A 13,966-nucleotide genomic window follows, 5' to 3' on the forward strand; every position below is an offset into this window, starting at 1 on the left:
AATATTCGGCGAATATTCTTTCGCTCAGCCCCGCCGGTCCGCCGTGACGGCGAGCGGGAACACCTTGGCCGGGTTCAGCAGCCATTTCGGGTCGAACACGTCCTTGACGCGAAGCTGGGCCTCCATGTCGTCGGCGGTGAACTGGTGGTTCATCAGGTCGCGCTTCTCGATCCCGACCCCGTGCTCGCCCGTCAGGCATCCGCCCACCTCGACGCAGAGCTTCAGGATCTCGGCGCCCATCTCCTCGCAGATCTCCAGATCGCCCGGCTTGTTGGCGTCGTACATGATCAAGGGGTGCATGTTGCCGTCGCCCGCGTGGAAGACGTTGCCTACCCGCAGGCCGTATTTTTCCGACAGCGCGGTGATCCCGGCCAGCACGCGGGGCAGCTCGGAGACCGGGATCGTGCCGTCGAGACACATGTAGTCGCTGATCCGGCCCGTCGCCCCGAAGGCCGATTTGCGGCCCAGCCAGATCTTCGCGGCCTCGTCTGAGGATTGCGACTGGCGCAGCTCGACCGGGTCGTGGCGGCGCGCGATCTCTTCGATCAGGGCGAGCTGTTCGTCGATCTCGGCCTCGGAGCCCTCGACCTCGACGATCAGGAGCGCCTCGCAATCGGGATAGCCGGCATGGGCGTAATCCTCGACGATGCGGATAATGATGCGGTCCATGAACTCGATCGCCACCGGCAGCACGCCGGCCTTGATGATGTCCGCCACGCAGGCGCCCGCGACCTCGAGGCTGTCGAAACCGATCAGCACCGGGCGCGCGCCTTCGGGCTTGGGCAGGATGCGGAGCGTGGCCTCGGTGACGACGCCGAGCTGCCCTTCCGAGCCGCAGATCACGCCCAGAAGATCGAGCCCCGCGCTGTCCATATGTGCGCCGCCGATCTCGACCACGGTGCCGTCCATCTGGACCAGCGTCACGCCGAGCAGGTTGTTGGTCGTCACGCCGTATTTGAGGCAATGCGCGCCGCCGGAATTCATCCCTATATTCCCCGCGATGGCGCAGGCCAGTTGCGAGGACGGATCGGGCGCATAGAAGAAGCCGTCCGCCTCGACCGCGCCGGTGACGCTGAGATTGGTGCGCCCGGTCTGGAGGCGGATGATACGGTCGTCGTAGTCGACCTCGAGCACATCCGTCAGGCGCGCGACGCCGAGGATCAGGCAATCCGCCGTCGGCAGCGCACCCCCGGCAAGCGACGTGCCCGACCCGCGCGGCACGACCGGCACCTCGAGCGCGTGGCAGATGCGAAGCACATCCGACACCTCCTGCGTCGAGCGCGGCAGAACGGCCGCCAGCGGCGGGCACTTGTAAGCGGTCAGCGCGTCACATTCGTAGGCGCGCGTCTCGGCCTCGTCGCTGATCACAGCGTCGGCGGGCAGCACTTCGAGCAACCGGGCAACGAGCTCGGCCTTCTTGGCCAGGGCGAAGGGTTCGATCGGGGGCATTTCCATGGGACCGGTCCTCATCGCTGCAATTGGTAAGATCATATTACCAATTTCCGGGAAGGCAAGCGCCGTCTCGTGGTGCTAGGGCTTCGGCATGACACTCTCGCTTCTCACCGATCTCGCACCCGCCGACCTCGCGGCGCTCGCCGGGCTCCTGGTCGCATGGTTCGGCTGCGGCTGGCTGATCGAGCGGTCGGACCGGTCGGTCACGCAACTCATGAGCCGCTATCGGCGCGACTGGATGGTCGAGATGATCACGCGGCAGCCGCGCATCTTCGACGCGACGATCCTCGGGAGCCTTCGGCAGGGGACGACCTTCCTCGCCTCGGGCGCCATGATCGCGGTCGGCGGCGTGCTGGCGCTGGCCGGCAACGCCGAGCGACTGGACAGCATCGTGATGGATGTGGGCGCCGTCGGCCAGCCAGTTCTGCTCTGGCAGGCGAAGCTGACCCTCGTGGCGCTGATCCTCGTCCACGCGGTCTTCAAGTTCGTCTGGTCGAATCGGCTTTTCGGGTATTGCGCGGTGGTGATGGCCTCGGTTCCGAACGATGTCGATCACCCCGAGGCCCGCCCGCGCGCCGACCAGGCCGCCGAGCTGAACATCCGTGCCGCGCTCAACTTCAATCGCGGCCTGCGTTCGATCTATTTCGCCTTCGCCGCCCTCGCCTGGGTCGCGGGACCCTGGGCGCTGATGTTCGGGACGGCGGCGATCTGCTGGACGGTGCTGTCACGGGAATTTGCATCGACGTCCCGTATCGTCCTGATGGAGGATTGAGGCCATGCGTGTCCTTCTGCCCCTCGCCCTTCTCGCCGGACCCGCCCTGGCCGACCTCCCCGTCGTCGAGGCGGTCGAGCCGCGCACCGGCGGCGACGGCTGGACCTTCGACGTCACCGTCAGCCACGCCGATACCGGATGGGAGCATTATGCAGATGGCTGGGAGGTTCTGGGCCCCGACGGCATGCGGCTCGGCTACCGCGAGCTCCTGCATCCCCATGTGACCGAACAGCCCTTCACCCGATCGCTGCGCGGCGTCGTTGTCCCCGAAGGCGTGTCAGCAGTCACCGTGCGCGCCCATGACAACGTCCACGGCTGGGGCGAGGCGGTCGAGGTCACGTTGCCCTGACGGGGCGCCGTCAGGCGTCGGCATCCTTCGGAAGGGCCAGCCACAGCGCGCCATCCCTGTAGCCGCCGCGGATCAGATGGCCGGGCTGCGCCGCTTCGGGATAGTCGGCGTGCCAGTCCCGGAACCGGTCGTTCGTCACGATCGGCGCGCCCATATCGCGTGCGGCACGCAGGATCACGGGGTCGGCGGGCTCGCCTTTCGGAACGACCATCACGCGATTTTCGAGCAGGCCCAGCATCTTCGCCAGCGCTCCGTCGTGACGGTATCGGTCGAAGAGCTTGTCGCCGACATTGGCACCGAACACGACGCCCGGGCCGTAGCCCCGCGCGTCCAGCGTTCTAAGGACGTCGCGCACGGTCTCGATATCGGGGATTCCGCCCTTCCAATGCATCACGTTCGAGCCGTCGAGGATGATCGGCGGCCGGGTGTCGGCCACGGACCCCTTTCGCGCGGCGCGCAGCAGCAGGAAGAGCGCCGCGAGCCCGCATGGTCCCGCAAGAAGGAGGAGGTCCGACCAGCCCGGCAGCATCAGCGCGGCGGCGATCCCGAGGATCGAGAGCGTCAAGAGAAGAGCCGGTAGCCCCACCGTCACGCCGAATGCGCGCCGTCGGCCAGCGTCTTCACATAGGCCAGCACGTCCGCGACGCTGTCGCCGCGACCGATCCGCTCGACGATGGCGGAGCCGACGACGCAGCCATCGGCGACGGCGGCGATGTCGCGCGCGGCGTCGGGGGTCTTGATGCCGAAGCCGACGATGACCGGCAGGTCGGTCTCGGCCTTGATGGCGGCGACCTCGGGGGCGACCTTGTCGGCGCTGGCGGCCCCGGCACCCGTGATGCCGGTGATCGAGACGTAGTAGACGAAGCCGGAGGTGTTCTGGAGCACCTTCGGCAGGCGCGCGGCATCGGTGGTCGGCGTGGCAAGACGGATGAAGTTGAGACCCGCCGCCTGCGCGGGCAGGCAAAGCTCGGCATCTTCCTCGGGCGGAAGGTCCACGATGATTAGGCCGTCGACCCCGGCTTCCTTGGCCTGCTCGAGGAACCGGTCCACGCCGCGCGAATAGATCGGATTGTAATAGCCCATCATCACGACCGGCGTGGTGTCGTCCTCGGCCCGGAGCGCGCGCACGATGTCGAGCGTGCCGTCGAGAGTCATGCCGCCGTCGAGCGCGCGTTGTCCGGCCAGCTGGATCGTCGGGCCATCCGCCATCGGGTCGGTGAAGGGCAGGCCCAGCTCGATGACGTCGACGCCCGCGGCGGGCAGCCCCAGCACGATGTCCCGCGCGGTCGCCGCATCGGGGTCGCCTCCCATGACATAGGCCACGAAGGCGCGACGGTTCTCGGCGCGCAGCCGGGCGAATGTGTCGTCGATGCGGGTCATGCGGGCCTCCGGCGCAAGGGTCGCGGATCGGTGCCCGACGCGGGGGCCGAGGTCAATGCGCGGCGGGCGTATGGGTGGCATTCGGGTCGCGGTCGTGCGAGGCCGGGGGCGGGACCCATGGAACGGGCGCCTCCCGCGCATTGCACGATCCGTAGCCTCTCCCGTGGCCCGACCTCTGGACATTCGCGCGCGCGCCCCCATCTCGGGTGGCATGAATTACTTGCTCGCCATCCTTCTGCCGCCGCTGTCGATCTTCCTTGCGGGGCGTCCGATCCTCGGGATCGTGACGTTCCTCATCTGGATCCCGGCCATCCTGATATCCGGCGGCCTCGGCCACCCGATGTTCATCCTGCTGGCCTGGTTCATCATCTTCGAGCGCCGCAACAAGGATGTCGCCCGCTAGGCCCCGCTTGCCCCCCTGCCCCGCCGCCGCTATGGCGGCGCGGTCTGTTGAGGAGGACGCGTCATGGGTTTCAGGATGGGTATCGTCGGGCTGCCGAATGTCGGCAAGTCGACCCTCTTCAACGCGCTGACGAAGACCGCCGCCGCGCAGGCCGCGAATTTCCCGTTCTGCACCATCGAGCCGAATGTCGGCGACGTGGCCGTGCCCGACGCGCGGCTCGACCGGCTGGCCGATATCGCCAAGTCGAAGCAGGTGATTCCGACGCGCATGACCTTCGTCGACATCGCGGGCCTCGTGAAGGGCGCGTCCAAGGGCGAAGGCCTGGGCAACCAGTTCCTCGCCAATATCCGCGAGACGGATGCCATCGCCCATGTGCTCCGCTGCTTCGAAGACGGCGACGTCACCCATGTCGAGGACCGCGTGAACCCGGTCGAGGATGCCGAGATCATCGAGACCGAGCTGATGATCGCGGACATGGAATCGATCGAGAAGCGGATCGCCGGCCTCAGCCGCAAGATCCGCGGCGGCGACAAGGAAGCGGTGGCGCAGGAGCGGTTGCTGAAGGCGGCGCTGGCGGCGCTCGAGGCGGGGCGTCCCGCCCGCACCGTCGAGGTCGCCGAGGAGGATCGCCGCGCCTGGACGATGCTCCAGCTCCTGACGTCGAAGCCGATCCTCTATGTCTGTAATGTCGACGAGGGCTCTGCTGCCGAAGGCAATGCCCATTCCGCCGCCGTGGCCGAGATGGCTGCAGCGCAAGGCGCCGCGCATGTCGTGATCTCGGCCCAGATCGAGGAGGAGATCGCGCAGCTCTCTGACGAGGAGGCCGCCGAGTTCCTGTCCGAGATGGGGCTCGAGGAGGCCGGGCTCGACCGCCTGATCCGCGCCGGCTACGCGCTTCTGGCGCTCGAGACCTACTTCACCGTCGGCCCCAAGGAAGCACGCGCCTGGACCATCCGGCACGGCACCAGCGCGCCCAAGGCGGCGGGCGTAATCCACGGCGATTTCGAGAAGGGCTTCATCCGGGCCGAAACCATCGCCTACGACGATTTCGTCGCCCTGGGTGGCGAGCAGCCTGCCAAGGAGGCCGGCAAGATGCGGGCCGAAGGCAAGGGCTACACGGTCAAGGACGGCGACGTGCTGCATTTCCTCTTCAACACCTGAGGGATCGCGGGCGGGGACAACCCCCGCTGCGGCACGACTGCGTCAGGTCACGGGGAAATAACCCCCTCGCGGAGTTGTGAACTTGCGAATTGGAGCCACCTGTGGCCCCAAAGGGGTTTGGAATGTGGGCCGGGGGGCCCGCTCGACCGCCGCTATGCCTGACTGCCGAGGAGTACGTATCATGGATCGCCGTCAATTGATCGCCGGGAGTGCCGCGCTGGCGCTCTTCGGCTCCCACGAGGCCGCCGCGCAGGCGCTCGCCCCCGACATGATGCCGGTCCAGGTCCGCATTCGCGACGGCATCGCCGCCAACGAGATCCACGTGATCCCCGACAGCTTCATGCTCTATTGGACGCAGCCGGGCGGGCGCGCGATCCGCTACATGGTCGGCGTCGGACGTCCCGGCCTCTACGAATCGGGGGAATTCTACGTCGGCGCCAAGAAGGAATGGCCGTCCTGGACGCCCACGCCCGAGATGATCGCCCGCGACCCAGGGTCCTACAAGCAGTACGAGGACGGCATGCCCGGCGGCCCGAACAACCCGCTGGGCGCGCGCGCGCTCTATCTCTTCGAGCCGGGCCGGGGCGACACGTTCCTGCGCATCCACGGCACCAATGCTCCGCGCACGATCGGCACCGCGGTGTCGAACGGCTGCGCACGTCTGGTGAACGACCAGGCGGTCGACCTCTACAATCGCGTACCGATGCGCTCGCGCGTCGTGCTGCACCCGAAGGTCACCTGACACCGGCCCCCTCGTCCGGCCCCATCGGCCGGGCGAACGCTTCCGCCAGCGCATCGGACACCGCGCGGATGGCCGGGCGACGACGCAGATCCTCGTGCATCACCAGCCAGACCGGCAGTGCGCCGGTCAGGTCCGGCACGACGGGGACAAGGCCGAACCGCTCCGCCAGCGGGCGCTGAACGACCCCGATCCCGACACCCGCCCGCACCGCGCCGAGTTGCGCGACATCGCTGTCGCTCCGCCAGCCGCGATGCCGCGGCGACGCCAGACCCGCCTCCGCCAACCAACCGCCAAGCCGATCCGTTCGGTCGCCCCCGACCACCACGTGGCTCTTCGCAATGTCCGACCAGTCGCGTGGCATGCCGCGGCGGTCGAGATAGGCCTGCGCGGCGTAGAGCCCGAGGGGGATCGCCGGTATCTTTCGCGCCACGAGCGCCGCCGTCGTCGGTGCGACATGACGCACTGCCAGGTCCGCCTCCAGTCGAGGCAGGTCGCCCACCCTGTCCGTCGCCGCGACCTCGACCCTAAGACCGGGATGACGTGCGACGAGTGGTGCCAGCAGATAGGGCAGTCGCTCGGTCGCTACGATCTCGCTTGCGGTGATGCGAACGCGCCCTTCGATCCCCTGGCCCGCCGACGCGCGGCGCAGGAACGCGTGATGCGCCGCCTCCATCGCCTCGGCCTCCGATCGAAGCGCAAGCGCCTCTGGCGTCGGCGCAAGCCCCGTATACCCCCGGAGAAAGAGCGTCTGCCCCGTCGCGGCTTCGAGCGCCGCGATGCGTCCCCGGAGCGTGGGCTGCGTCAACCCGAGCGCGCGCGCAGCCGCCGACAGGCTGCCGTGCCGCAGCACGGCGAGAAAGGCGGCGATCAGGTTCCAATCTAGGTTCATCGCTTTCTTATGCGCCGATGGTCGTAGATCGACAATTTCCATCCAGCGAGACCCGATGGATGATGTCGCGAAGCGAAAGGCGGCACCGATGACGCGACCGATCCAGCTCCTCCTCCGGCTCGAAGGCCTCGCCCTCCTGACCGCAGCACTCTGGGGATACGCTGCATTGGGCGGCGACTGGATCGTCTTCGCAGTCGCCCTCCTCCTCCCCGACCTCGCGATGATCGCCTATCTGAGAGGTCCGAAGATCGGCGCGGCGGCCTACAATGCGGCGCATACGACCCTGCTTCCGGCCCTCCTCCTCGCCCTCGGCCTCTTGATCGATTCCGACCTTGCGACAAGCGCAGCCCTGATCTGGATCGCCCATATCGGCATGGACCGTGCCCTCGGTTACGGCCTCAAGCGGCCGACCGGCTTCCGTTCCACCCACCTCACCATCGCGCCATGACCTTTCTCCCTTGTCCCCCCGATACGCCCGCTGCTAGAGCGGTCGGCGGAGACGTGGCCGAGTGGTCGAAGGCGCTCCCCTGCTAAGGGAGTAGGCGGGAAACCGTCTCGAGGGTTCGAATCCCTTCGTCTCCGCCACTTGACCGGTAACCCACTGGTTAACCTACAGTTTTCCAAGAGCGAAACTGGCAAATCCGGCTCCTGCTACAGAATACTGCTACAGTGGGAGCGCCAAGGATGGGCATCACTTCGCATCTGGTGCTTCGCGGCACGACATATTATTTTCGCATGGCCGTGCCCCGCTACCTCGTCAAAAAGGTTGGTCGGGCCGAGGTCTCGACCTCTCTCAGAACTGTTCATCGCAAGGAGGCGACGCTAAGGTGTCGCTATCTAAGCAATTCGTTGGACGTTTATTTTCAGGGGCTTGGAATGCAAGATGGCCCGAGCATTGAGGACATCGACGCCGAGATAAAGGCGTACTTCCAACGGGCATTGAACTGGTCGTTGGAGTTCACCGAGGTCTTAATGGACGACACTACGCTGGACGCTGACGACGAAGCGGCGGAGCTCCCTAACCGGATCACGGGGTATCAAATCCAGCTGAAGTCTGGGAAATTCGATAGCGTCGTCCACAGCGACGCCCTCAACCTACTATCTCCCCTTCTCCCGCTTGGTGGTAAGGCCGATCTAGGCGCGATCAGGCACGCCTGTCGCGGCATAGCGCAGGCGAAGATTGAACAGTATCGCCGTCTAATTGGCGACTTGACGGGCGACTATTCAGATTTGGGGCAAGGCGATCCACGTTTCGCGGGGATTGTTGCAACAGGATACCCGCCCATGGGTGATGAAAATCAAATGGGGAGCGACACATTGCAATCAATTGCAATGCGGTTCCGCGATCACAAGGCAGAGGTTGGCGACGCACCGAAGACCATCGCTGACTTCGATGTAACTATGCGGCTTGCGTACGAAGTAATCCCCGCCGAACGGCCTATCCGTGCGATCAACGATGCAGATGTGCGTGGGATCAGAGATTTGCTCAAGCGGGTTCCTCCGAATGCTTTGAAAGCGAAGGCTTCGGCGGGCAAGTCTTTTTCTCAACTTGCCGCTGAGAACGAGAATGGCCCGTATCTGGCCTACGCTACGCAGGAGAAGCGTCTTCGGTTCTTCCACGCGATGCTGAACTGGGCCGTCGAGGAAGGTTATCTGGGCAAAGTTCCGGGCAGAAAAGTTGCGGTCGCGAGCAAAAAGCAGAAATCCAAAAAAGTGGGTGGCCCGTACTCCCACGAAGACTTGAAGGTTATCTTCACTACGCCAGTCTACACTGGGCGGGTGAGCGAGGCGCGGGCTGGCACTGCTGGGGAACATGTCTTCAAGGACGGCAAGTTCTGGGTGCCGCTGATCGGTCTTTTCTCAGGAATGCGTCTGGGAGAGATCGTGCAACTGCACAGGTCTGACTTACAGTGCGTCGATGGCGTCTGGGTGTTCGACATCAACCGCGCTGAGGATGACGACAAGAAGGTGAAGACCGAAACCAGCCTGCGTCAGGTGCCAGTCCACCAGACACTGATTGACCTTGGCCTGTTGGAACGAGGAGATGACAATAGCCTCGGGAAGCGGCTGTTCCCTGATCTGCGCCCCGCTCAGAATGGGTTCTATTCGCACAACTTCTCGAAATGGTGGAGCCGATACGGGCAAACCTTCGGCTTTCGCGGGGAGAAGAAAGTCTTTCACTCTTTTCGCCACCTTTTTACTGACGCGCTACGCGATCTGGAAGCACCTGACTATGTGCTGAAGGCCATACTCGGGCACTCGGACAAGAGCATCACAGCAAACTATGGTCACGGAGCGAAGCTGGCTTTGCGCAAATCCTACGTTGACAGGGTCCACTTCGATGTAGTCGCATTGAAGAAACTCATTCAACGAGAGCGTATTGGCGGGGAGTAGACGGGAAACGTGGCGATCAAATTGTCCAAGAAAAAGGTGGCTGCGTATAACAAGTCCCAAACCACCCCAAAAACGCCCAGTAAGGTAGTCCCCTTCATAGATAGAATGAGGGTTTCAATAAACTTCGAGCCTGGGGGAAAGGCTGAGGAGATCCACGGCAATATATGGACACAGGTGGCTGACAAGGAGGTGTTCACTCAGATCGCGTCTAAGGGTAGCTACAGCGCCGCATGGCGGATCAAGATCGCCTCTGCGCTCAAGCTCAAGCACTATCCGTTGATGCAGTACCGCCACGATGACAAGTGTGCGGTGCGGCTGGCAATCGACTGCGCACCTAATGATCTGGGGCCAGAAGGCCTCGACCTGATGCACATCTCCCTCAAATCCATTGTTGATGGTGGCTGGGTCGCATTCGTGGGACTGGGCAAGGTGAACATGATCGAAGTTACTGTGGACCTGCACGGCGTCCCGATGGGTGATTTCCACGTACTGCCGCAACAGACGACAACCGTGAAATCTTGGTCAAACGCCGGGAAACTTGAGACGCTCTATCTGGGGAAGACGCAGGGGAACTTCACAAGGATTTATGACCGTGGGAAGAAACGCACGAGCAAAAAGCAGGCATGGACGCATGGACATGTGACTCGTGTTGAGCGTGTCCTTAAAGGTCAGGCGATACCCGTCGCATCGCTCGGCAGTCTCGACAACGTGTTCGCGGGGATTAAGATGGTGGACCTACCCCCATCAGCCCCACCAGAGGGAAAAGGGTACATCTGGACGCTGTTCTGTGACGCAGTCGCTCAGCGAGGACTACCAGCTGCCTTGAAGGTTCTGCCTGCCGACACGTATCGAAAAAACTACAGGAAATGGCTGGCGCAGCACCCGAAACTGTGGTGGCAGCCAGAGGAAATCTGGGCTGAGTGGGGGCCGATGATCGAAAAGACACGGCTCGCCAGCGAGGACTGGTTCTGACTGTCCCTGAGACATTTCGAGAGACAAACCTTATTTGGTGCAATTGATTGCACTGAAACGAGTAATCCGTGGTTCCAAAGTGGTAGTCTGGGAGGGTTTTGCGGGGAGACAGTTACTCAAATAAGGCTCGCCATGGCGGAACAAACGCCATTTCTCCTTTCATGGGTAAGTCACTGAGATACGGTTATAGAGGGTCAGATGTCCCTGATCCCCCTTGCTTCAAGGAGGGATCATATGGACACTAGAACCAAGTTAGACCCATTTCGTAACGCGCTTCTGGCGGCGGTATCTGCCGGACGGGAATTTCCCCCACCTCAGCCTCTCGACATATCGCCCTGGCTGGCGATGAGCTTGCTCCAGAAGTCTGTCCGCCGAGGTCGTTGCGACCTTGCGCTTAAAGCCGCCGCCACATTGTACCGAGATGCCCCGGATCGACTGTGGCGACGGCTCGGGGGCATCGCCTTCGAGGACGTTGGTCTTGCCAACCTACAGGCTGTTGGACTGACCACTGCCGCACTAACGGGCAAACGGTTCCGTCGCGATCTGGGCGGGGATTGGAACGTCGCGTCGGTTGTGGTTCAGCGGCTAACACAAAGTAGGAAGAGCCGCGCCTGCGATGATTTGTTCATGGCTTTGGAGGCGATGCCCAGTCTTGCCGCCGACCGCCACACCCTCAGCGCCGAAACCAACCCCCGGCTTCGCCTGACTGCACTAACGACACCTAGCTTGCACACTCGCGCCCTGTCCATTTTGTTTCTGCTCGGCACCGACCGACCCGGATGGAGGTTGCCAGTCCGCAGGGGCGAAGTCGCGTTGGCCTTCGACCTGCTCGACGAACTCGGCACGGCCCCAACGACATTGGCAATTTGCCGCGAAGGGTATCGCAAGACGCAGGAGGCAATGCCGCCGCTGCTTGCGCTTCTGGCCTTGGAGAACGGACTGCGGGACGAAACCACCAATGACCGAATGCCGGAAGAAGCGATGATCGGGCCGGTACCGGGTTGGGCATTGGACATGTTCACCCGCGAAGGCAAAATGGCATTGACCCGGTTGCTGGTGACAGATGCAGGCATCGCAGAATTTGCCCGTTCCATGGTTCCGAAGCAGAAGCAGGTCGGATTCTTGGGGCAGGCTCTGTTCCGGGTGGAAGGCGGCCTTCTTGCTCGCCGCCTGGGGGGTGATCTCAGTGACCGCCTGCAATCCCAACTGCTGTACGAGACGCTGGGTGTGGAACCGCAGGCCGCAGTACAGGCACTGGACCTGATCCAGCAGGATTTGCCGTTACTCAATCGTATTCGGCAGACTGTGATCGGAGGGCAGCGCGATGGATAACACCTTCGGCCCCTCCGATAATATCTACATATCGGAGCCTCAGATCCCAATCAGAGCAAAGGCCAACCCCTTTGCAATCAACTGCAGTCATCCGGCGGATGCACGGTTACAAGAGCTGATCTCGGCCAGTCTGTCGGAAAACACCAAGCGAGCGTACATGGGCGATCTGACCCACTTCCGAGATGCAGGCGGTGAGCTTCCCGCCTCCCCAGAAGGTGTTGCCCTCTACCTATCGGCCTTTGCTGGCGAACTAGCGGTATCGACGCTTACCCGTCGCGTCGCAACACTGGGAAAAGTCCATAAGGCCAACGATTGGCCGAACCCGTGTCAAACCGAACTGGTGAAGTCCGTCATGCGTGGTATCCAGCGAACGCATGGCAGAAATCAGCATCAGGCCAAGCCCCTATGCCGCGAAGACCTGTTTATGGTTCTCGACGCGATGGGATTGACACGCAGGGACATCAGGGACAGAGCCTTGCTTCTGACCGGGTTCGCAGGAGGGTTTCGCCGCTCCGAGCTGGTGGGCCTGAACTGGGCCGATCTCTCCGAAGTCCGCGAGGGAATGGTGATAGCGCTGCGCCGTTCCAAGACCGATCAGACCGGGGTTGGGCGCAAGGTCGGTGTGCCCCTCGGACGGACGCGTCATTGCCCGGTTCGTGCGTTGCTGGCTTGGCGTGATGTCTCTGGCGACATTGGGCAAGCGGTCTTTAGGCCGGTTGATTGGCAAGATCGCACTCAGGTTACCCGCCTATCAGGTGAGGCTGTCCCGATCATTCTGCGTAAGCGTATGGCAGCAGCGGGTTTGGACCCCACCGGGTTCTCCGGCCACTCGCTTCGTGCGGGATTTGCCACCAGTGCAGCAAAAGCCGGTGTCGCTTCCTACAAGATCAAGCAGCAGACCGGGCACAAGTCCGACGCGATGCTGGGGCGCTATATCCGAGACGGCGAACTGTTTGAGGGCAACGCGGCGGGGGTGCTTCTGTGAGCGACTGGAACAGGCCCCCAGAGGCTCTTCCCGGCCAATGCCTCCACCCCTTGCACTGCGACAATCTCAAAAGTGCCGTCAGAGACGCCCTGCGCGGCGGACTGGATGCGTTGCAGTAGGAGGCCGCGCGGGGTGGACGTTGGCCTTTCTTCGAGACCAAGAAGCTGATTGGGCGTGACACCCAGTGTCTTAGCGATCAGAACGAGTGTGGCGAGGTCAGTCTCTCGATCCCCTCTGACATGATGCGCATAGCACCTCTCGATGAGACCGCTACGCCGCGCCACCTCGCCGTTGGAGATACTTAGTTCCTCCGCTCGATTTCTCGGACTCCTACAAATCGCATCCACAAGACCGTTTCTTGCTGGAAAAATGGAACACGTCATGAAACTATTGGGGAACTGTGCAAGAACAATATGTTTCTGGAAACCCCATCAGAATGTGACTTGGTGAGTTGAGATGAGAATATTTTGTGCTGCAGCGCTAATAGGGCTCACGGCCGCTGAGGCAGCTGCTCAGAGCAGAGAGGGCCTATGCGACCTAGTAGCTATCGAGATAGCAGACGAAGCGGAAGTACATCGTCTTCTGGCGCCGGGTGAGAATCATTTTGTACGTTGTTACGAAGGCTATACGCCACTTCACGTGGCGGTGTCTGCCAACAATCTACTCGCTATTCAAATATTAGCTGATGCGGGAAGCGATTTGGACGCACGGAATGACTTTGGTTCTACTCCACTCCATGTGGCGATATTGGCAAGTAGTGCCGGTGCGGTTGAGTTGCTATTGGACCTCGGCGCAGACATTCACTCGTTCGGACCCGACGCAATGTCCCCCTTGGCATTTGCTCGTAAGTGGGGTGAGGCAGAGATTGTCAGCATCCTCGTTGCCCGAGGGGCACGAATGTGACACGGGTCCTATTTGCCAACTTGGCACTCCGTTCTTACGAGGCTATGGCAGACCGTGCAAAATCAATCTGGCGGCCACTGCATGAATCCTTGCCCGCATAGCCGTTCATCGGGCAGCTTGAACCGAGCGGGTAGCGCAGGACACCTATGAATTCCGGCACAAAACCGAAACAGAGTCAATAATACGGTCGCAATATGTTCGAAAATTGGCCGGTAATTTTGACGGAGAAAAT

Annotated in this window: 15 protein-coding genes and 1 tRNA gene; 12 read left to right on the forward strand and 4 right to left on the reverse strand. The window is 62.7% G+C overall.

Annotation, left to right across the window (positions count from 1 at the left end; all coding sequences use genetic code 11):
* Positions 1-24: 24 nt before the first annotated feature.
* The gene (locus ACK8OR_RS07295; protein WP_410188749.1) at positions 25-1,455 is read right to left on the reverse strand and encodes an FAD-linked oxidase C-terminal domain-containing protein; all 1,431 of its coding nucleotides are present in this window, start codon (positions 1,453-1,455) and stop codon (positions 25-27) included.
* 88 nt (positions 1,456-1,543) lie between these two features.
* Here ACK8OR_RS07295 and ACK8OR_RS07300 point away from each other — a divergent pair, with 88 nt between their 5' ends.
* Together ACK8OR_RS07300 and ACK8OR_RS07305 are read left to right on the forward strand one after the other, a co-directional pair.
* Complete coding sequence (locus tag ACK8OR_RS07300; RefSeq protein ID WP_410188750.1) at positions 1,544-2,224, forward strand: DUF599 domain-containing protein; 681 nt, start codon at positions 1,544-1,546, stop codon at positions 2,222-2,224.
* Between the two features lie 4 nt (positions 2,225-2,228).
* A complete protein-coding gene (locus ACK8OR_RS07305) occupies positions 2,229-2,573 on the forward strand; it encodes a hypothetical protein (protein ID WP_410188751.1) in 345 nt (114 codons plus the stop codon).
* A gap of 10 nt (positions 2,574-2,583) precedes the next feature.
* Here ACK8OR_RS07305 and ACK8OR_RS07310 read toward each other — a convergent pair whose 3' ends face one another.
* Together ACK8OR_RS07310 and trpA are read right to left on the reverse strand one after the other, a co-directional pair.
* On the reverse strand, positions 2,584-3,138 hold the full coding sequence (locus tag ACK8OR_RS07310) for an NYN domain-containing protein (protein WP_410188752.1): 555 nt from the start codon (positions 3,136-3,138) through the stop codon (positions 2,584-2,586).
* 23 nt (positions 3,139-3,161) lie between these two features.
* Positions 3,162-3,953, reverse strand: a complete 792-nt coding sequence (gene trpA, locus ACK8OR_RS07315; protein ID WP_410188753.1) for a tryptophan synthase subunit alpha — start codon at positions 3,951-3,953, stop codon at positions 3,162-3,164.
* A gap of 211 nt (positions 3,954-4,164) precedes the next feature.
* Here trpA and ACK8OR_RS07320 point away from each other — a divergent pair, with 211 nt between their 5' ends.
* The 3 genes from ACK8OR_RS07320 (at position 4,165) to ACK8OR_RS07330 (ending at position 6,259) form a co-directional block, all read left to right on the forward strand.
* Complete coding sequence (locus ACK8OR_RS07320) at positions 4,165-4,356, forward strand: hypothetical protein (RefSeq protein ID WP_298434694.1); 192 nt, start codon at positions 4,165-4,167, stop codon at positions 4,354-4,356.
* Between the two features lie 63 nt (positions 4,357-4,419).
* On the forward strand, positions 4,420-5,517 hold the full coding sequence (gene ychF / locus ACK8OR_RS07325; protein WP_410188754.1) for a redox-regulated ATPase YchF: 1,098 nt from the start codon (positions 4,420-4,422) through the stop codon (positions 5,515-5,517).
* Between the two features lie 181 nt (positions 5,518-5,698).
* On the forward strand, positions 5,699-6,259 hold the full coding sequence (locus tag ACK8OR_RS07330) for a L,D-transpeptidase (protein WP_410188755.1): 561 nt from the start codon (positions 5,699-5,701) through the stop codon (positions 6,257-6,259).
* Here ACK8OR_RS07330 and ACK8OR_RS07335 read toward each other — a convergent pair.
* Positions 6,252-7,148: a LysR family transcriptional regulator gene (locus ACK8OR_RS07335; RefSeq protein WP_410188756.1), complete on the reverse strand. Its 897-nt coding sequence runs from the start codon at positions 7,146-7,148 to the stop codon at positions 6,252-6,254. The genes ACK8OR_RS07330 and ACK8OR_RS07335 overlap by 8 nt on opposite strands.
* A gap of 88 nt (positions 7,149-7,236) precedes the next feature.
* Between ACK8OR_RS07335 and ACK8OR_RS07340 the strand changes: the two genes are divergently transcribed.
* From ACK8OR_RS07340 to ACK8OR_RS07370, 7 genes are all read left to right on the forward strand, one after another.
* Positions 7,237-7,596 (forward strand): DUF4260 domain-containing protein, encoded by a 360-nt coding sequence (locus ACK8OR_RS07340; RefSeq protein ID WP_410188757.1) that lies wholly within the window; start codon positions 7,237-7,239, stop codon positions 7,594-7,596.
* 47 nt (positions 7,597-7,643) lie between these two features.
* Positions 7,644-7,733: transfer RNA gene (locus ACK8OR_RS07345), tRNA-Ser, on the forward strand.
* 99 nt (positions 7,734-7,832) lie between these two features.
* Complete coding sequence (locus ACK8OR_RS07350) at positions 7,833-9,542, forward strand: DUF6538 domain-containing protein (RefSeq protein ID WP_410188758.1); 1,710 nt, start codon at positions 7,833-7,835, stop codon at positions 9,540-9,542.
* 9 nt (positions 9,543-9,551) lie between these two features.
* Positions 9,552-10,514, forward strand: a complete 963-nt coding sequence (locus ACK8OR_RS07355) for a hypothetical protein (RefSeq protein WP_410188759.1) — start codon at positions 9,552-9,554, stop codon at positions 10,512-10,514.
* Positions 10,515-10,712: 198 nt separating this feature from the next.
* Positions 10,713-11,846 carry a hypothetical protein gene (locus ACK8OR_RS07360; RefSeq protein ID WP_410188760.1) on the forward strand — a complete coding sequence of 378 codons (1,134 nt, stop codon included), beginning with the start codon at positions 10,713-10,715 and terminating at the stop codon, positions 11,844-11,846.
* Positions 11,839-12,831: a site-specific integrase gene (locus ACK8OR_RS07365; protein ID WP_410188761.1), complete on the forward strand. Its 993-nt coding sequence runs from the start codon at positions 11,839-11,841 to the stop codon at positions 12,829-12,831. The genes ACK8OR_RS07360 and ACK8OR_RS07365 overlap by 8 nt, the downstream gene beginning before the upstream one ends.
* Before the next feature lie 456 nt (positions 12,832-13,287).
* Positions 13,288-13,734, forward strand: coding sequence for an ankyrin repeat domain-containing protein (locus tag ACK8OR_RS07370; RefSeq protein WP_410188762.1), 447 nt, complete (start codon positions 13,288-13,290; stop codon positions 13,732-13,734).
* The last annotated feature ends 232 nt before the right edge of the window (positions 13,735-13,966 follow it).

Origin of the sequence: Jannaschia halovivens (genome assembly GCF_046452375.1) — a bacterium.
Lineage (GTDB): Bacteria > Pseudomonadota > Alphaproteobacteria > Rhodobacterales > Rhodobacteraceae > Jannaschia > Jannaschia halovivens.